This is a genomic window from Micromonospora thermarum (assembly GCF_012034245.1).
In the GTDB taxonomy this organism is placed as follows: domain Bacteria; phylum Actinomycetota; class Actinomycetes; order Mycobacteriales; family Micromonosporaceae; genus Micromonospora; species Micromonospora thermarum.
Map to the genome: position 1 here is coordinate 75,910 of NZ_JAATEO010000003.1, position 18,118 is coordinate 94,027.

Sequence of the window (18,118 nt, forward strand, 5' to 3'; positions counted from 1 at the left end):
GTTGCTGGCGCAATAGTCCACTCCGAGACGGCATCGCCGTCCACATCGGACAGCGCTCAGACCGGCTCCGCCCAAGCGGTCTGGATGAGCTGCTGGCCGTCACGCCGCCGGACCAGAGTGCCGCGGCCGGGCGGCTGCGGGCTCGGCCGGAGGATGCCGAAGACCGCGCCCTCCTCCCGGTTGCCGGACATGAGCAGACCCGGGGAGTCCAGCTCCCGGAGGCGTTGCAGCACCGGCTCGTACAGGGCCCGGGCCACGCCGCCGACCCGCCGCGTGACGATCAGGTGCAGACCGATGTCGCGGGCCTGCGGCAGCAGCTCGTGCAGCGCGCTGAGCGGGTTGTTCCCGCCCGACGCGACCAGGTCGTAGTCGTCCACCAGGATGTAGAGGTCCGGTCCCTTCCACCAGCTGCGGTCGCGCAGCTGCGCCGTGGTGACGTCCGGCCCGGGCAGCCGGTTCGACAGCGCGCTGCGGATCGAGGCCAGCCCCTGGGCGAACACCTGGTTGGAGGGCGCGTAGTCGAGCAGGTGGTCCCCCTCGACCGCGCCGAGCAGCCCGCGCCGGTAGTCGGCGATGACCAGCCGGGCCTGGGCCGGGGTGTACCGCTTGGTGATCTGCCGGGCGATCAGCCGCAGCAGGTTCGTCTTGCCGCACTCCGCGTCGCCGAAGACCGTCAGGTGCGGCTCGTTGGCCAGGTCCAGGTAGACGGGGGCGAGTGCGGACTCGTTGACACCGATCGGCAGACCGGGCGCCGAGCGGTCGATGATCCGGGCCAGCTCCGTGACGGGCAACCTGCGCGGCAGCAGGCGTACCTTCGGCGCCGGCCGGCCGGGCCAGGCGGCCGCGACGTGCCGGGCGAGGGCGACCGACGCCTCGGTCAGGTCCTCGATGCTCCGGCGACCGTCGACCCGCGAGACCGCGGTGAGGAAGTGCAGCTTGTCGCGGGTGAGGCCGCGGCCGGGTGAGCCGGTCGGGACGTTCGCGGCGGCCCGCCGGTCGATCTCCGACTCGTTCGGGTCGCCGAGGCGGAGTTCCAGCTTCGTGCCGAGCAGGTCCCGCATGTTGATCCGGATCTCCGCCCACCGGACGGCGGTCAGGATCACGTGTACGCCGAAGCCCAGCCCGCGGTTGGCCAGGTTCGTGATGGTCTGCTCCAGCTCCTCGTACTCCTGGCGCAGCGTGTTCCAGCCGTCGACCACGAGGAAGACGTCACCGAACGGGTCGTCGGCGAACTCACCGGCGGCCCGCCGGCGGCGGTAGCTCGCCACCGAGTCGATGCCGTGCTGGGCGAACCGGGTCTCCCGGTCGTCCAGGACCGCCACCACCTCGGCCACGGTCCGCCGGACCGCCTCGGTGTCCCGCCGGCCGGCGACGCCGGCCGTGTGCGGCAGCCCGTCCAGGCTGCGCAGCGCGCCACCGCCGAAGTCGAGGCAGAAGAACTGCACCTCGCGGGGAGTGTGGGTCAGCGCCAGCGACGCCAGCAGCGTCCGCAGCATGGTGCTCTTGCCGCTGAGCGAGGCACCCACGATCACCACGTTGCCGCCGGCGCCGCCCAGCTCCACCAGCAACGGGTCGCGACGCTGCTCGTACGGGCGGTCCACCACGCCCACCGGGACGGTGAGCTGCCCCCGGCCCGCCCAGTTCGCCGTGCAGAGCCCGTACGTCGGGTGGGCGCTGAGCGCCGGCAGCAGCTCGCCGAGGCCCGGCGGGTCGGCCAGCGGCGGCAGCCAGACCTGGTGCGCCGGACGGCCCTGCCCGGTGATCCGGTCGATCAGCACGTCGAGCATCGCCACGGTCTTGCCCTCGGCCGGCTGCTCCGGCTCCGGGGTGGCCGGCACCGGCACCTGCGGGTCCCGCACCGGGAGGTAGTCCACGCCGTACGGCACGATCCGCCGCTGGACCATCGCCTGGGACGCGGCGGCGGCCTGCCCCGGCGCCCGGTACGGCCCGGACACGTACGCGGCCCGGAACCGGAGCATCGTGCTGGTGTCGGTCTTCAGGTACCCGTGGCCGGGGGCGTTCGGCAGCTCGTACGCGTCCGGCACGCCGAGCACGATCCGGCTCTCCACGGCGGAGAAGGTACGCAGACCGATCCGGTACGACAGGTGCGTGTCCAGACCGCGCAGCTTGCCCTCCTCCAGGCGCTGGCTGGCCAGCAGCAGGTGCACCCCGAGCGAGCGGCCCAGCCGGCCGATCATCACGAAGAGGTCGATGAAGTCGGGCTTCGCGGCGAGCAGCTCGCTGAACTCGTCGCAGATGATGAGCAGGCTCGGCATCGGCTCCAGCGGCTCGCCGGCCGCCCGGGCCTTCTCGTAGTCGTACCGCGAGACGTAGTTGCCGGCGGCCCGCAGCACCTCCTGCCGCCGGGTCATCTCGCCGGCGAGCGCGTCCCGCATCCGGTCGACCAGCGGCAGCTCGTCGGCCAGGTTGGTGATCACCGCGCTGGTGTGGGGCAACGCCTCCAGGGAGGCGAAGGTCGCGCCACCCTTGAAGTCGACCAGGACGAAGTTCAGCTCCTCCGAGGAGTGGGTGACCGCGAGCGCGCCGACGATCGTCCGCAGCAGCTCGCTCTTACCCGAACCGGTGGCCCCGATGACCAGGCCGTGCGGGCCCATACCCTCGTGCGCGGACTCCTTGAAGTCCAGCTCGACCACGTTTCCGTCCGGCCCGACGCCGAGCGGGATGCGCAGCCGGTCCCGGTGGCTGCGCGGCCGCCAGCTCTGCCGGACGTCCAGTGTGGCGGCGTCGCCGACGCCGAGCAGGTCGGGCAGCTCCATGCTGCGGGCCAGCGGCTCGTCGGCGGTGGTCTGCTGCTGGGAGAGCCGGAACGGCGCCAGTTGCCGGGCCAGCCCCTCGGCGGCGGAGGCGCTCAGCCGGTCGGGCGTGCCGAGCCGGGACGACGTGGTGCCGCGCACCAGCTCCAGCGAGGTGCCGTCGCCCACGTCGAGGCAGAGCAGCCAGCGGCCGGCGTCGCGCGGCACGGCGCCGGAGAGGTCGATGACGGTGGCACCGAGCAGCCCCGCCCCCATCAGTTGGCAGGTCGCCGAGACCTCGCCGCCGTCGATCACCACGACCAGGTGCGGCGCCGTGGTGAGGGGTTTCGCCTCCGGGGCGAAGCGGGGCCGACCGGCCAGCTCGCCGGCGAGCGACTCCTCCGCCTCGGCGAGGCTGGGGAACACCAGCCGGCGCGCGCCCGCCGCGTCGCTGCGTCCATTGTGGTGGGCGTGCGGCAGCCACTTCACCCAGTCCCAGGCTCCCTGCCGGTCCGGGGCGGCCACCACCGCGACGACCAGGTCGTCCGGCGCGTGGAAGGTCGCGAGCTGGCCGAGGGCGGCACGGGCCAGGTCCAGCACCGGCTCCCGGTCGCCGCGCAGCACCACCCGGCTGAACGAGCGCACCGACAGCGCGGTCGGCAGGTCCGGCACGGTCGAGTGGGCGCGGACGAACCGGCGCAGCGCGATCGCGCTCATCGGCTCCAGATCCTCGACCGGTTTGGTCTCGGGCGGCACGATCTCCACCGCGAGGCGCTGCGGGCCGGTGGCGATGCGGGTCTCACCGAAGTCGTCCTCGGTGATCCGCCGCTCCCACAGGCGGCGCGACGCGGCGACCGACCACAGGGCGTCCGGCTCCGGGTGGCGCCACGCCATCGCGGCCCGCTGCTGCTCGGCGGCGCGCCGGGTGCGCTTGCGCATCTGCGCCAGGTACCGCATGTAGTCGCGGCGGTCCGCGTTGAGTTCCGCCTTGTCGTTGTTGCCGTTGCTCAGCGAGCCGATCGCCATGCCCAGCATCGAGATGCCGAACAGACCACCGGCGACGTACGTCATCATGCCGCCGCCACGCCCGGCGTAGAGGAACGCCATCGCCCCGACGCCGCAGACCATCGGCAGGATCATCAGCAGCTGACCCATCCCGCGCGGCGTCGGCTCCGGCAGCTCCGGCGGCGACTCCAGCAGGACCTCGCCCCGCGGCAGGGCCGGGCCCGGCTGGCGTGGCGGTCGGCGGAACACCACCGTGCTCACGGCTGTCTCCTCCCCCTGAGACGATCGCGCGGGCGGCCCGGGTCGTCGGGTGGGCATCGTACGCGCCCGCCATCGTAGGTAATCTCCCGTGGGCGTCACGGACCCGTGCGGCGCGGGCCCGGCCGGCCGGAGGACGAGCGAGGAGGCCACTGTGGCGACGAAGACGGCGACCGGTGGGCTGAGCCGGATCACCATCGTGGCGCCGCGCACCCGGATGGACCTGGCGCTGCCGTCCGACGTACCCCTTGCCGACCTGCTGCCCACGCTGCTGCGCTACGCCGGCGAGGACCTGGCGGACGAGGGCGTCCGGCACGGCGGCTGGAGCCTGGCGCGGCTCGGCGGGTCGCCGCTGGACGGGGGACGGACGGCCGCGCAGCTCGGCATCCGGGACGGGGAGATCCTCTACTTCAACCCGCGCGCGTCGGCCACACCCGAGATCGTCTTCGACGACGTGGTCGACGCGGTGGCGACCGCCACCAACCAGCGTCCGGGCGCCTGGCAGGTCGGCACCACGCGCGCCTTCGCGGTGCTCTTCGCGGCGGTGGCGCTCGGCGGCGGCGCCCTGGCCGCGCTGTTCACCGGCCCACCGCAGCTTCCCGGCGCGCTGGCCGCGCTGCTCGTCGCGGTCGCCCTGCTGGTCGGCGCCGCGGTGCTGTCCCGGGCCGCCGCCGACAGCGCCACCGGGTCGGCGCTCGCGCTGGCCGGCCTCGGGTACGCGGCCGTCGGCGGCCTCCTGCTGCTCGCCGGCGACCGTACACTGACCGAGCTGGCCGCCCCGCACGTGCTGCTCGCCACCACCGCGGTCGTGGTCGGCGCGGCCGTGGCGGCGTTGGCCGTCGGTGACCGGCTGCCGGTCTTCTTCGGCGCGGTCGCGATCGGCGCGGCCACCGCGGTCGGCGCGCTGCTCTGCCTCGCGTTCGGCATCGGCCCGGCGGCTGCCGCGGCGGTCGTGGCCGCCGTGGCGTTCGGGGCCGTCCCGGCGCTGCCCATGGTCGCGTACCGGCTGGCCCGGCTGCCCGTCCCGTCCATCCCCACCGGCCCGGAGGACCTGAAGACCGACAGCGAGTCGGTGGACGGGCGGCGGGTGCTCCAGCTGAGCGAACGCGCCGACGAGTTCCTGACCGGTCTGGTGTGGACGGTCTCGTTGCTGGTGCTGGGCGCCGAGCTGGTGCTCGCGCTGGACGGGCGGCTGCCGGCCGTCCTGCTCTGCCTCGTCCTGGCCCTGCTCTCGCTGCTGCGGGCCCGGCCGTTCCTCGGCCGGGCGCAGCGGACGCCGGTGCTGTTCGCCGGGACCGCCGGGCTCGGCCTGGCGGCCGCGGCCGCCTTCGCGGGCGGTTCCATGGCGCTGCGTCTCGGTCTCATCCTCGGCGGTGCGCTGCTCGCCGCCGTGGCGAGCCTGATCTACGGCCTCACCGTGGCCGGCAAGCGGATCTCCCCCGTGTGGGGTCGGCTGCTCGACATCGTGGAGATCCTGCTCATCATCGCGCTGGTGCCGCTGGCCGTCTGGGTCGTCGGCCTCTACGGCTGGATCGTGAACCTCCGCCCCTGACCCGTGGGGCGCGGCCGGCGCAGGCCGCCCTCCACCGTGGTGTCGGCGTTGGGCCGCCGGCCAGGCACCTGGCCGACCCTGCCGCGAGTCAGGCGGTCGGGGCGAGGGTCTCGACGCCGGCCGCCACCGGTGCGGTCGCGTAGACGCCGGGCGCGTGCTGGCCGTCCACCGGTCGGGACGGCGCGCCGCACTTGCGGGCGACGTCCCGGACGACCTTCACCAGCGCCTCGACGTGGTTGTCGAGCGCCGCGACGCGCAGCAGCGGCGCCGCCAACCGGCCGCCCGGCAGCACCCCGACGGCGAGCGTGTGCGACGGTGCGGACGTCGCGGTGACCGTGTCCACCAGCGTGGCGAACGACGCCTCGGCGCGGGGCCGGAGGGTGAGGCAGCGCTGCGTCCAGCCGCCGCCGCGCAGCCCGGTCCAGGTCTCGGTGGGCGGGGCGGGCGCCAGGTCCAGCCCGGCCGCCGACACCACCGCGGCGCGCAGTTCGTCGCGGCCGAGCGGGCGGTGGGCGAGGCCGGCGGCGGTCAGCGCCTTCCCCAGCCGGCCGACACCCGCCGACAGCGTGCGGTGCACCCCGGGCATCCCGCCACCGCGGCTGAACGACTCCACCCGGGCGTCGCGCACCGACAGCCGTAGCGCCACCCAGACCGTACGGTGGGCGGCCGGCGGCGCGCCGGGTGCCGGGTACCAGACCAGGGTGTGCGACACCACCTGGGCCCGGGTCACCGGGCCGCTGAACTCGGTGAGGACGCGGACCGCCCGGTCCACCACCGCGGCCTCGACGGGGCCGGGCCCGGGCCGGCCCTGCACCGCCACGGCGGCGAACCAGCCCTGGGCGTCCTGCCCGACACCCAGCCGGGTGCCCCGGTCGGTCAGCTCCACGACGGTCAGCTCGGGTGCCAGCGGGGCCAGCCGTGGGTCGACCGCGGTGCCCGCCTTGACGCTGCTCCGCGCCCGCTCGGCGCGTCGGCGCAGGCGCCGGCGCAGCATCAGGTCCTCGTACCACCAGCGGCCGCCCCGGCGGGCAAGCACCGCGACGACGACAAGGGCGGCGAGCACGGCGACGGGCGCGGTGAGCCAGGTCGGCCCGCCCAGCGCCGCCGCGACCGCGAGGGCGCACAGCTCCAGGATGACGAGCTGCCCCACCGCGACGGGCCCGAGCCGGCCCCGTCGCGGAGCCGGGCCGGCCGGGGCGGTGGCCGGGTGCTGGGCCCGGGCCGGTGCGCCGGTCTGCGGGGGGCGGCCCGGCGGCGCCTGAACCTGCGTCATCGGTGGCAGTCCTTCCTGGACGGACCGCGGCGGCGTCGTCACCGGCGCGGGCGGCGGTCCCGGTGGCCCGCCGACGGCCCCTTATCGTAGGGAAGCCCGCGGCGCCGACACGGACCGATCGTCGCGGACCCACCCCCGCCGGAGGTTAGCCATGCGGACCCGCCGCGACCAGGTGCAGGCGTACCGCTTCGTCACCCGTCGGATCGTCTCGGCGCTGCTGTCGGGCGACCCGGAGACGAACAACCTGCCGATGCGGCGGCTCGGCATGGCGGTCTTCGGCAGCGTGATCGCCGCGGCGGTGGTGCTCGGCGGCGTCGGCGCGTACGGGCAGCTCACCGGCAACACGGCCCCGCTGGAGCAGAACACGCTGGTGATCGAGCGGGAGACCGGCGCGACGTACGTCTTCCTGGACGGCCAGCTGCACCCCACGCTCAACTACGCCTCGGCCCGCCTGATTCTCGGCGAGGCCGACCCCGCGATCCGCACGATGTCGCAGGCGTCGATCCGGGACCGGCCGCGCGGCCGTACCGTCGGCATCGTCGGCGCCCCCGACGCCCTGCCGGACCGGAAGTCCCTGACCGGACTGCCCTGGTCGGTCTGCGACGTGCCGGACCCGGCCGGCGCCGGCCGCTCGACCACCCGCCTGGTGATCGACCGGACGCTGCCCGGCGGCACGCCGCTCGGCGACCGGGCGGTGCTGGTCCAGGTCGACGGCCAACGCCACCTGCTCACCGGCGACGCCCGGCTGCAGGTGCAGGGCGGTGACCCGGCGATCGCCGCCCTGCGGATGGCCGGGGCGCCCACGCTCACCGTCGGCCAGCAGTTGCTCAACGCGGTGCCCGCCGGCCCGACCCTGCGCGAGCCGTCCGTCCCCGGGGACGACGAGCCGGGTCAGGTCCGCGTCGGCGGCTCCGAGGCCCGGATCGGTCAGGTCTTCCGGGCGGCGGGCCGGCACTACGTCCTGACCCGGGACGGGCTGGCCTCGATCGGCGAGGTGAGTGCTCTCCTGCTGCTGCGGGCCGGCGGGACAGTGACCGACATCACTCCGGACGAGGCGGGCCGCCTGCTGACCGATCAGCGGGTGGAGGCGGAGGGCATCCCGCAGACCCTGCCCGCGCTGCACCCCGTCGCGCCGGGCCGGTCGGTGCTCTGCGCGACGTACCGTGCGGGCGCGGACGGCGGTCCGCCCACCACCACGATCGAGGTGTTCGACCGGGCCCCGGCCGAGCTGTCCGCCGGACGGGAGGGCCCGCAGCCGGTCCGGCAGTCCTCCCGGGACGGTGTGCGCACGGCCGAGGCCGTGCTGCTGCCCGGCGGCAAGGGCGTGCTGGTCCAGGCCGCGACCGGCTCCGGGGAGAGCGGCGCGCCCGCGCCCGGTGCGACCGTGCACCTGGTCACCCCACAGGGCCTGCGGCACCCGCTCGGCCCCGGCGCGCAGACCGCGCTCGGGTACGAGGGAGTGACGCCGCTGGTCGTGCCGGCCTCGCTGCTGGCGCTCATCCCCACCGGCCCCACCCTCGACCGGGAGGACGCGCTGACGCGGTACGCGCCGGCCGACCCGTCCCCGCCCGCCGCACCGGCTTCCACCGGTTTGCCGGCTGCCGAGTGACGGGATCGGGCCGCCGGTGGGTCGCCCGGTGTCGCATCGGTCGACTAACCTGAGCGTCGCCAACGGTTATCGACTCACGACGTACGGGGATGCTGCCATGACCGGGCGCACGACAGTCGACCTGATGTCCCTTGAGGACTTCCGCCGGAAGCTCGCCGACCGGCTGGCCGAGGCGGAGCGGGCGGTGCGGAAGCTCGACACCGAGATGCAGTGCCGGCCGCCGGCGCTGGGCACGTTCGCCGACGCGACCGACAACGCCCGGCGATACAGCGACATCCACCTGGCCTACTCGCAGCACGTCGCCCGGCTGCGCACCGCCGTCGAGGCGGCGCAGACCGCCACCGCCACCATCCTGGCCCGCTACCGCACGGCCGAGGCGCGCAACGCCGCCAACTCCGCCGACATCGCCGCCGCCCTCGCCGGGGTCGACGAGGCGATCACCCGGGAGGAGCAGCCGCGTGTCTGAGTACACCCAGCGCTACCAGGCCGAGAGCCACCAGGCGCTCTACGACGGTGTGATGGCGGGTCAGCCCGGTCAGATCGAGGGCGTTGCGGCACAGTGGACGGCGCTGAAGGGCATCGTGGACGACCTCCGCCGCGACCTCAAGGGCGACCTGGAGAAGCTGGCCAACACGTGGACGGGCGAGGCGGGCCAGGAGTTCCAGCGCCGGCTGGGCTTCGTCGCCACGTACGCCGAGTCGCTGGGCGAGGGCATGGCCGACGTGAGCCGCGGGCTGACCCTGATGGCCGACCACCTGCGGACCGCCAAGGAGCAGGCGGAGAGCCCGGCCGAGACCGACGACCACGACCAGGCGATGTCCGGCGCGGCCAAGGGCGCGGTCTTCGGTGTGCCCGGCATGGTCGTCGGCGGCCTGCTCGGCCACCAGCAGGACAAGGCCGAGCAGGAGAAGGCGCACCAGCGGATGGTCAACGTGGTCTCGGAGCTGGCCGCCGGCTACGACCTGTCCGCGTACGGGCGGCTGGTGCCCCCGCCGCCCCCACCACCGGACACGCCCGGCTCGGTCAACCGTGACTCCACGGCGCCGCGCAGTGGCCCGGCGGTCGGCACGCCGACCGCCAGCGAGCTCTCCGCGCGCACGGGCGGGGCGACGGCGTCGACGCCCGACCGGGCGTCGGGCGGGCCCACGTCCGGCACCGGGGGCACCGCGACCCCGACCGGGGGCGGCGCCCCGGGCACCGGGACGCTCGGCGCCGCACCCGTCGGCGGCACCTCGCTCGCCGGAGCCGATCCGCTGCTCGGCGGTGCGCTGGCCGGCGGCGTCGCCGGCCTGGCCGCACTGGGCCGGGGCGGTGGTGCGACGGCGACCCCGGGCACCGGGCCCGGCCTGACGTTCGGCACGCCGGGCGGCACCCCGGCCGGCGGAATCGTCGGCACCGGCGCGCCGGACAGCCGGTCGGCGACCGGGATCGGGCGCAGCGCCGACGGCCGCCGCGGCGAGGGCTCCGGCCGGGACGCCGCCACCCGCCAGGGCACGGCCGCCAGCCGCGTGCCGGGTGACCGGGCGGTCGGCGGCATCGGGCGTACGGACGCGGGCCGCGCGGCCGCCGCCGGGACGCGCCCGGGCCTGCTCGGTGCCGGCCACGGAAGCGACGACGAGCCGACCGACGGCCGGCTGACCTGGCTGACCGAGGACGAGATGGTCTGGCGGGACGGCCCGGAGGGCGCACCGCCGGTGCTCGGCAACTGATTCGACAGGCACACCCGGGAAGGGCCACCGGTCGGTGGCCCTTCCGTGTCTCCGGGACACCGTCAGGGTGTCGCCCGTGGGGTCGATCGCGGGTAGGAGGGCACGGGCTCGGCCCGGAACCTCTCGGCCCGGGCGAACCCGGCCCAGCCTGTCCACATCGCACACGTGGTCGCGGTCACCCGCTCTGACGTTCGGCGAAGGCTGCGCCGGCCGCCATCCGGCGATAGGTTTGTCGGGTGCCCTCCGTCGCGCCCGCCCGCCCGTTGTGGGGCACCGTGCTGCGGTCGCTGCGCGAGATGACCCGGCTGGCGGTGGTCGCGCTGGCGCTCGGCGCCGGGTTCGGTGGCGCCCCGGCCGCCACCGCGGCACCGCCGCCGGCGGTCGTCGAGGCGGCCCGCCCGGGCATCGCGATCGACGTCGACACCTTGGTGGCATCCGGGTCGGCCGATTCGCCCGCCCTGTGGACCAGCACGATCGCGACGCGCGACGCCGCGCCCGCGTCGTGGCACGCCGTGGCTTCCACGCCGGCCGGCGGAGCCGCTGTCCGGCCGCTCATCAAGCCGGCCGTGAGCCGCGCCGCGGTCTCGGACGCACGGCACGAGCCGGCAGGTGAGCCGGGCGAGGGTGCGACCACCCGCCGGGGCCCACCCACCGCCTGATCCGGCACCCCCGACGAGCGCCGCGCGCTCCTCCTTCGGGTCGGGGAAGGGAACAGCCCTGCGAGGGCGCATTGTTTCCAGGATCCCGCCGGTACACCAGACCCTGCCCGTCACCGGGCCACCACAGTCGAGTTCGACCGCGAGGTGTCACCTGATGCAGACCGTGCTCTCCGCCGTTCTCCCCGACGTTCCCCGCGCCGCCGTGATCTGGCTCAGCCTGCTCGCGGTGGTCGCCGTCACCGCCGCCGCCCTGCTGCTGCGCCCCGGCCGGCTGCGCCTCGACGTGGGCACCCGGATCCACCGAGCAGCGATGCCGAGCGACCTGGAACGGGCGGCGGAGGAACGGGAGCTGAGCCGGTACGCCGAGGAGGTCGCCGTCGCCGCGGACCGGGCGGCGACCACCGCCCGCCGGCTGCGCACCGAGTGGCTGACCGCGCAGGAGGCGGTCGAGTCGGCCTGGACGGCGTACGAGGAGGCGGAGGCCGACGTGCGCCGGCTGACCGCGGCGGCGGCGCTGCCGCTGCCGCGTACGGTCCGCACCCCGGCGGAGTACGTCGAGCGGGAGCGGTTCCTGCACCGGGCCGCGCTGGCCGCGTACTGGCGGCGGGAGCTGTCGGTGGAGCAGGTCAGTGCCGTCTTCGCCCACCAGGACGGGTGGGACCCCCGGCTGCACCCGGTCGAGCAGGAGCTGGTGCTGCGCCGGGCGGTCCGCGACAACCTCGCCGCCCGCCACCGCGCGGCCCGGGAGCGGGAGCAGTCGGCGTGGCAGGCCGCCGAGCGCGCCGCCGAGGCGGCCCGCGCCCTGCGCGACGAGGCGTACGCGGCGACCCGCCGCCGCCCCGAGGAGCAGCCGTCCGTGCTCGCGTTGATCGGCGGTCCGGAGCCGGAGCAGACCCGGGAGATCCCGGCGGTCGCGCCGAAGGGGGCGGCGGCCCGGGGTCGCGCGGCCGTCCCGGCCTACTGACCGCCCGGCCGGCGGGTGCCGGCTGGTGGCGTCGCCGGGGCCGGCCGTCCCCGCCTACTGGGCGCCCGGCCGGCGGGTGACGGCTGGTGGGGTCGGCTGGCCGGGGAGGCCGGCGTCGCCACGGTGGACGCTCCTCCGCTGCTGGCGCACGAGGCGGCCCAGGTAGAGGAGGGTGCCGGCCAGCACGGCCATGTCGTCCAGGTAGATCGGGTCGGGCAGCAGGTCGACCGGCAGGATCGTGTAGATCAGTGCGCCGTAGAAGGCGACCCGGCCTCCGACGCCGAGGCTGCCGAGCAGCCGCCGCATGCGGAACACCCGGATGGCCAGCAGCACGGCACCGACGAGCGTGACCACCGCCACGACGCCGAGGATCAGCCAGACCTCCCGCGACACATCCGTCACGCTAGCCCAACCCCGCCACCGCCGCCCGGCCCCGCACGTGGCGATCATGGACTTGTGGTGCCTCGCAAACGCGGCACGTTGCCACACACCACCCACCACAACTCCATGATCGGCGGGGAGGGAGGCGTGGGAGGATCGGGCGGGGTCGCGGAGGGAGATCGGGTGGAGTTGCGGGATGAGCGGGTCGTCGAGTTCTGCCGGGAGCGGCACCTCGCCACGTTGACCACGCTGCGCGCCGACGGCACCCCGCACGTCGTACCGGTGGGGGTCACTGTCGATCCGGAGGCCGGGCTGGCCCGCGTCATCACCAGCGGGACGTCCCTCAAGGCCCGGCACGTGGCCGCCGCCGGAGCCGGGGGCACCCCGGTGGCCGTGTGCCAGGTGGACGGCCGGCGCTGGCTCACCATCGAGGGGCGGGCGGTCGTGCGCTCCGACCCGGCGTCCGTCGCCGAGGCCGAGCGCCGGTACGCCGAGCGCTACCGCACCCCGCGCCCCAATCCGGCCCGGGTGGTCATCGAGATCACCGTGACGCGCCTCCTGGGTGGTCTGTGACCATCTGACCGATCCGTCCCGCAACCGGCCGCGCAGACGAGCCGCCGGCCCGCGATCACCCGGGCGGACGGGCAGCCGGCCCGCGCCGGGCTGGCCGCAACCGATCACCGGACCGCGTGCGAGCCGTACCGCGGTGACCGGCGCCACCCGTACCGAGGAATCCCCCGCCCTTCCCCTGCCGTTGTCTTCCCCGGTGGTCGAACCCGACGTGGAATGGCGTCCGGGTCCGGCCCGTTGCAGAACCGGTACGCCCGCGGGCCGTCTCGCCCCGGGCTCTCCAGTCCTTGAGCCGAGCGCCTTTCCTGGTGCTTGCCGTCTCCGGTCCGCCGGAGGCGTCAGACCCCCCGAATGGAGCCCGACCCATGAGTCTCATCGCGAAGAAGAGCCGTCTGTCCGTCGCCTGCCTGCTGGTCGCCGGCGGGTGCGTCGTCGGTCCGGCCACCACCGCGCACGCCGCCCCGGCCGTCACCGACCCGGTCACGTCGGTCCGCGCCGACAAGGGCGACAAGAACGACAAGCCGGGCCGGGACAAGCGGGCCGAGCGCATGCTGGGCATCGAGTACGAGGCGCAGCCGAACTTCTACTACTGCGGCCCGGCCGCGACCCGGATCGCCCTGTCGGCGCAGGGTAAGGCGCTGCCGCAGGACGAGGTCGCGAAGATGCTGGGCACCACCGAGGCCGGTACCGACTCGGCGCTGGACACCACCCGGGTGCTCAACGAGCTGACCGGTGGGACGTACCGGACGACCGAGATCCCGGGCCCGGTGGCCAAGCCGGAGGAGGTCGACCGGCTGCGGAAGGACGTGCTCGACTCGGTGGACGAGGGCCGTCCCGTCGTGGCGAACATCAAGGGCACGGCCGTCGACACCGACGGTGCCCCGCACTCGTACGAGGGTGGCCACTACCTGACCCTGGTGGGCTACCGCGACGGCGGTGACCTCATCCGCATCGCCGACCCGGCCGCACCGCAGGGCGAGTACTGGATGACGCTGGAGAAGGTCGCGAACTGGATCGCCGAGCGCGGCTACTCCTCCTGACCGGTCACGGGCCGGCCTCCCCCACCGGGGCGGCCGGCCCGTCGGCGTCTCCGGGGACGGACCGTCGAGCGGTGGCCGCCGCCCGTTCCCGGCGTACCGCCTCCTGACCGGCGCCGGCCATCCGCCGCACCGCCGTGTTCGCGTCGGCCGGGCTGCAGCCGGTGGCACGGAGCAGATCGCTCGCGGCGGTACGCAGGTCGGTGACGACGGAGTCCCCGTACGCGCGCACTCCCCGCGCCGACGCCCGACCGGCCAGCTCGGCCGCCACCAGCACCAGTTCCCGGACCCGGTCGAGCTCGCCTCGTGCAACTGCTCCGCCAGCGTGGTGACGACGGGCGCGACCGCCCGGTCGAGCACCCGGAGCGGGTTGATCGGCAGCAGGAGCGCCGGCGCGCCCCGCCCACCACCGCGTCGACCCGCTCGACGGCCGGGTCCAGCGGCGACCGGACGGTGTCGGCCGGACGGTGGTCGGACATGGCGGCGAGTACCCCGCCTGCGGCACGCGAACCGTCCCCGCCGGCAGCGGTGGACGGTGCGGCGTTCGCCGGTGGCGCGCCCTCGCCAAGGAGAAACCCTCCGGCGGAAACCCGTGGCGCGATGCGCGGCTCCGTGACGCCGCCGAGTTCGCGGACGACCTGCCGCGTTCGTCCGGGCCCTGCAGGCGGTGGACACCGGCGGCCGGGGGTGGGACGGGGACTCGCGCGGTGGGCCGCTGCCGGAGAAGGACGCGTACGTCCAGCGCTACCTGGCGGAGTGCGCACCGACCTGATGCCGGGCAACCTGCTGGTGCGCGACGGCCGCCTCGCCGTGGTCATCGACCTCGGCACGGTGTGTGTCGGCGATCCGGCGGTCGACCTCATGCCGGCGTGGAACCTGCTGCCGCCGGCCCGGCGCGAGCGGTACCGGCGTGCCCTCGCGGTCGACGACGCCACCTGGGCACGGGGGCAGGGTTGGGCGCTCGTGCAGGCGGTCGGCGCGCTGGCGTACTACGTGGACAGCAACCCGCCGATGTCCGCCACCGCCCGCCACACGCTGGCCGCGATCCTCGCGGACCACGAGGGCTGAGCCGGGCCACCGTGCGGCTCCCCGATGGACCGGGAACACGGCGGTGGGTTCGACCGGCGACCCACGGGTAGGAGGGCTCCCACCGATTCCGCAACCGGTAAGGGGCACGACATGACCAACCCACAGACCACCACGGGACCGGACGTCCTCGACGTCCTCATCACCGACCACCGCGAGGTCGAGGTCCTCTTCGTCGAGCTGGAGAGCCGGCAGGGCAGCCCCGAGCACCGCCGGCACCTGGCCGACGTGGTGATCGCCGAGCTGGTTCGCCACTCGATCGCCGAGGAGATGCACGTCTACCCGACCGCCCGTAAGGCGCTGCCGGACGGCGACCAGATCGCCGAACACGAGATCTCGGAACACGCCGACGCCGAGCGGACCATGAAGGACCTGGAGTCCGTGGACCCGAGCGACCCCCGCTTCGACGAGCTGCTCACCCACCTCACCCGCACGATCCGGCACCACGTGCAGGAGGAGGAGTCCGACCTGTTCCCCCGACTGCGGGCGGCGGTGGCCCACGAGGAGCTGGTGGAGCTGGCCGGCAAGGTGGAGGCGGCCAAGAAGTCGGCGCCGACCCGGCCGCACCCGGCCGCTCCGGACCGGCCACCGGCGAACAAGCTGCTCGCTCCGGGCACCGGTCTCGTGGACCGGGTGCGGGACGCGCTGAGCGGTCGCCCGACCACGATGACGGAACTGCGCGCGAAGGAGAGCTGACACATGCCGATCCCGGGCCGCCCCGCGTGGGGCGGCCCGGGATCGGGTACGCCGGTCAGCGGGCCTGGTCGCCCTCGCCCGTACGCGCCTGGGCCGTGTCCACGCCCTTGTCGGTCTGCTCGTCGTACTTGCCGCCGGTGCGCTTGTCGACCTGCTCGCCGCCCTTCTCCAGCCCCTGGTCGACCTGCTTGTCGTGCTTGTCCGCGAAGTCCTTGGCCTTGTCCATGAAGTCGCTCACGGGGGGATCCTCCTCGAATCGGGGTTCGGTTCTCTGCGTTCCCCGGGGCGGATGGCACAAACGTGGACGTACCGTCGCGCCGGGACGCCGGAAGGGGCCTAGCGTGGGTGTCGCGGAGCCGCCGTCCGGGTACCGACTCGCCCGGAGATCGAGGAGGGCCGACGTGGTCGACGACGGACGGACGACTGAGGAGCCGAGGGAGCGGGGCCCCCGGGCAGCGTGGGCCAACCTGCCCTGGCTGGTTCGCGCCGCGGTGCTGTGGAGCGCGTGCCTGGTGGTGGTGGTCGCCGGGCTGTACCTGCTGGGCCGGATCGCGCTGCTGCTCGCACCGCTCGCCATCGCCGTGGCGGCCACCCTCTTCCTGGCCGCGATGCTGGACCCGGTGCAACGACTGCTGCGCCGGCTGCGACTGCCGGCGTCACTCGCCGCCCTGCTGACGGTGGTGCTGCTGCTCGGTGTGCTCGTCGGTGTCGGCGCTCTGGTGTGGAACCTCACGGCGGAGCAGTTCGACAAGCTGAGCAGCGAGCTGACCCGGGGCGTGGAGGAGACGAGAAACTTCGTGACCTCCACCTTGCCGGTCTCCGACCAACAGCTCGACCGGTTGGTCGACCAGGCTCGGCAGGCCGCCGGCGGAGGCGGCGGGCTGGACCCGGTGTCCGGCGCACGGACCGCCGCCGAGGTGTTCGGGTCCGCCCTGCTCGCACTGGTGCTGCTCTTCTTCCTGCTCAAGGACGGCCGGACGATGTGGCGGTGGATGCTCGACCGGATGACCGGACCGAACCGGGCACTCACCGCCGAGGCGGGCCGGAACGGCTGGCACACGCTCGGCGCGTACAGCCGGGGAACCTTGATGATCGCGGCGATCGACGCCATCGGCATCGGCCTGGCGCTGGTGGTGCTCCGGGTGCCGCTGGCGTTCCCGCTGGCGCTGATCACCTTCTTCGGCGCCTTCATCCCGATCATCGGGGCGACGGTGGCCGGTACGGTGGCCGTCCTGGTGGCGCTCGCGGCCAACGGCCCGGTCACCGCCCTGCTGATCCTGGCCGCCGTTATCGCGGTCCAGCAGATCGAGGGCAACCTGCTGGAGCCGCTGATCATGAAACGGCAGGTGAACCTGCATCCGGCCGTCATCCTCGTCGTGGTCACCGCCGGCACGCTCATCGCCGGCATCGCCGGCGCCTTCGTGGCGGTGCCGATCACGGCGGTGGTCTGGCGCGTGGTCGACACCGTCCAACGGCACCGCGCCGGCCCGATGTCGGAGGCGTCAGCGTAGGTGGGTGGTGAACCAGGTCGCCGCCTCGTGGGCGACCTGTTCCAGGGCGCCGGGCTCCTCGAAGAGGTGGGTGGCGCCCGGGACGATCGTCAGCTCGGCCGTCTCTGGGAGCGCGTCCTGGGCCTGCTCGTTCAGTGTGATCACCTGCTCGTCGAGGCCACCCACCAGCAGCAGGGTCGGGGCGCGGACCGTCCCGAGCGCCGGGCCGGCCAGGTCCGGCCGGCCGCCCCGGGACACCACCGCCTTGACCAGGTCGGGTCGCTCGGCGGCGGCCACGAGCGCCGCGGCGGCACCCGTGCTCGCCCCGAACAACCCGATCGGCACCGGACCGAACGGTCGCTCGGCGGCGAGCCAGTCGACGATCCCCGCGAGCCGGCCGGCGAGCAGGCCGATGTCGAAGCGCAGTTCGGCGGTACGCGCGTCGACCGCGTCCTCCGCCGGGGTCAGCAGGTCCACCAGGACGGTGCCGAGGGCGCTCCCGTTGAGCACGTGAGCCACCGCGACGTTGCGGGGACTGTGCCGGGAGCTGCCGCTGCCGTGTGCGAAGGCCACCACGCCCACCGGTTCCGCCGGCATCAGCAGGTCCGCCGTGAGGCGGGCCTCCCCCGCCGGGATCGTCACCTCGCTGCTCCGTACGTCCATACCCCGCACGTTCCCACCCGCCCCCGCCCCATGCGCGCAAGGAAGGGGCTCTTGTCAACCCCCCACACGCCCGTCCGTCCGACCGGAGCCGCCTCCGCGTTTGCCGTTCGGGGCGTCGGGTAGGCGGCGGGTGACCGCAGACCGTACCGGCGCGCACCGCGCCCCCGACGGATCGCGAGGATCGCCATGGCGCAGCAGCAGCGAGGGTCCAGGCAGCAGACGGCCGAGCAGGAACGACGGGAACAGGACGCCGAACGCAACCGGGACTGGGCGGACGAGGCGGCGAAGGCGCGTACGGCCGACGATCCGCGGGCGATGGCGCCCCGCGACGCGGCGGGCCGCCCGTCGCAGGGCAGAGCGCTCTGACCGCTGGAAGTATCGGAAAGGGGCCCTTTCTCCGCCGGAGGCGGTCG

The 18,118-nt window shown here is 75.0% G+C and carries 18 protein-coding genes; 12 read left to right on the top strand and 6 right to left on the bottom strand.

All coding sequences use genetic code 11. The annotated features are described in order from the left end of the window. Positions 1-56: 56 nt before the first annotated feature. On the bottom strand, positions 57-4,019 hold the full coding sequence (eccCa, locus tag HCJ94_RS03710; protein ID WP_167999534.1) for a type VII secretion protein EccCa: 3,963 nt from the start codon (positions 4,017-4,019) through the stop codon (positions 57-59). A gap of 151 nt (positions 4,020-4,170) precedes the next feature. On the opposite strand from eccCa, the gene eccD reads away from it, so the two are divergent. Continuing rightward, positions 4,171-5,568 (top strand): type VII secretion integral membrane protein EccD, encoded by a 1,398-nt coding sequence (gene eccD / locus HCJ94_RS03715; RefSeq protein WP_167999535.1) that lies wholly within the window; start codon positions 4,171-4,173, stop codon positions 5,566-5,568. A gap of 88 nt (positions 5,569-5,656) precedes the next feature. Here the strand turns inward: eccD and HCJ94_RS03720 are convergent, their stop codons facing one another. Continuing rightward, a complete protein-coding gene (locus HCJ94_RS03720; RefSeq protein ID WP_167999536.1) occupies positions 5,657-6,841 on the bottom strand; it encodes a type VII secretion protein EccE in 1,185 nt (394 codons plus the stop codon). Positions 6,842-6,992: 151 nt separating this feature from the next. Here HCJ94_RS03720 and eccB point away from each other — a divergent pair, with 151 nt between their 5' ends. From eccB to HCJ94_RS03745, 5 genes are all read left to right on the top strand, one after another. Next, entirely contained in the window at positions 6,993-8,450 is a 1,458-nt protein-coding gene (gene eccB, locus HCJ94_RS03725) for a type VII secretion protein EccB (RefSeq protein ID WP_167999537.1), read from the top strand. A 97-nt stretch (positions 8,451-8,547) separates the two neighbouring features. Then, a complete protein-coding gene (locus HCJ94_RS03730) occupies positions 8,548-8,916 on the top strand; it encodes a hypothetical protein (protein ID WP_167999538.1) in 369 nt (122 codons plus the stop codon). After that, positions 8,909-10,159 (top strand): WXG100 family type VII secretion target, encoded by a 1,251-nt coding sequence (locus HCJ94_RS03735; RefSeq protein WP_309227133.1) that lies wholly within the window; start codon positions 8,909-8,911, stop codon positions 10,157-10,159. The genes HCJ94_RS03730 and HCJ94_RS03735 overlap by 8 nt, the downstream gene beginning before the upstream one ends. A 236-nt stretch (positions 10,160-10,395) precedes the next feature. Further along, positions 10,396-10,818: a hypothetical protein gene (locus HCJ94_RS03740; protein WP_167999539.1), complete on the top strand. Its 423-nt coding sequence runs from the start codon at positions 10,396-10,398 to the stop codon at positions 10,816-10,818. A 154-nt stretch (positions 10,819-10,972) separates the two neighbouring features. Beyond that, on the top strand, positions 10,973-11,782 hold the full coding sequence (locus tag HCJ94_RS03745) for a hypothetical protein (protein ID WP_167999540.1): 810 nt from the start codon (positions 10,973-10,975) through the stop codon (positions 11,780-11,782). Positions 11,783-11,836: 54 nt separating this feature from the next. Here HCJ94_RS03745 and HCJ94_RS03750 read toward each other — a convergent pair whose 3' ends face one another. Then, positions 11,837-12,184, bottom strand: a complete 348-nt coding sequence (locus HCJ94_RS03750) for a YkvA family protein (protein WP_309227134.1) — start codon at positions 12,182-12,184, stop codon at positions 11,837-11,839. 162 nt (positions 12,185-12,346) lie between these two features. On the opposite strand from HCJ94_RS03750, the gene HCJ94_RS03755 reads away from it, so the two are divergent. Beyond that, entirely contained in the window at positions 12,347-12,736 is a 390-nt protein-coding gene (locus HCJ94_RS03755; RefSeq protein ID WP_373684184.1) for a pyridoxamine 5'-phosphate oxidase family protein, read from the top strand. 362 nt (positions 12,737-13,098) lie between these two features. After that, positions 13,099-13,773: a C39 family peptidase gene (locus HCJ94_RS03760; protein ID WP_167999541.1), complete on the top strand. Its 675-nt coding sequence runs from the start codon at positions 13,099-13,101 to the stop codon at positions 13,771-13,773. A gap of 4 nt (positions 13,774-13,777) precedes the next feature. On the opposite strand, the gene HCJ94_RS03765 is transcribed toward HCJ94_RS03760, so the two are convergent. Next, the gene (locus HCJ94_RS03765) at positions 13,778-14,041 is read right to left on the bottom strand and encodes a hypothetical protein (protein WP_167999542.1); all 264 of its coding nucleotides are present in this window, start codon (positions 14,039-14,041) and stop codon (positions 13,778-13,780) included. Between the two features lie 485 nt (positions 14,042-14,526). Here HCJ94_RS03765 and HCJ94_RS29895 point away from each other — a divergent pair, with 485 nt between their 5' ends. Both HCJ94_RS29895 and HCJ94_RS03775 read left to right on the top strand, forming a co-directional pair. Further along, positions 14,527-14,838 carry a phosphotransferase gene (locus HCJ94_RS29895; RefSeq protein ID WP_309227135.1) on the top strand — a complete coding sequence of 104 codons (312 nt, stop codon included), beginning with the start codon at positions 14,527-14,529 and terminating at the stop codon, positions 14,836-14,838. 111 nt (positions 14,839-14,949) lie between these two features. Next, a complete protein-coding gene (locus tag HCJ94_RS03775) occupies positions 14,950-15,552 on the top strand; it encodes a hemerythrin domain-containing protein (RefSeq protein ID WP_167999543.1) in 603 nt (200 codons plus the stop codon). Between the two features lie 55 nt (positions 15,553-15,607). Here the strand turns inward: HCJ94_RS03775 and HCJ94_RS03780 are convergent, their stop codons facing one another. Next, on the bottom strand, positions 15,608-15,778 hold the full coding sequence (locus HCJ94_RS03780) for an antitoxin (protein WP_205800629.1): 171 nt from the start codon (positions 15,776-15,778) through the stop codon (positions 15,608-15,610). Between the two features lie 175 nt (positions 15,779-15,953). On the opposite strand from HCJ94_RS03780, the gene HCJ94_RS03785 reads away from it, so the two are divergent. Continuing rightward, the gene (locus HCJ94_RS03785; protein ID WP_167999545.1) at positions 15,954-17,063 is read left to right on the top strand and encodes an AI-2E family transporter; all 1,110 of its coding nucleotides are present in this window, start codon (positions 15,954-15,956) and stop codon (positions 17,061-17,063) included. On the opposite strand, the gene HCJ94_RS03790 is transcribed toward HCJ94_RS03785, so the two are convergent. Then, positions 17,055-17,705, bottom strand: a complete 651-nt coding sequence (locus HCJ94_RS03790; RefSeq protein WP_167999546.1) for a dienelactone hydrolase family protein — start codon at positions 17,703-17,705, stop codon at positions 17,055-17,057. The two genes, HCJ94_RS03785 and HCJ94_RS03790, sit on opposite strands and share 9 nt — an antisense overlap. 186 nt (positions 17,706-17,891) lie before the next feature. On the opposite strand from HCJ94_RS03790, the gene HCJ94_RS03795 reads away from it, so the two are divergent. Further along, positions 17,892-18,071, top strand: coding sequence for a hypothetical protein (locus tag HCJ94_RS03795; RefSeq protein WP_167999547.1), 180 nt, complete (start codon positions 17,892-17,894; stop codon positions 18,069-18,071). Positions 18,072-18,118 lie beyond the last annotated feature (47 nt).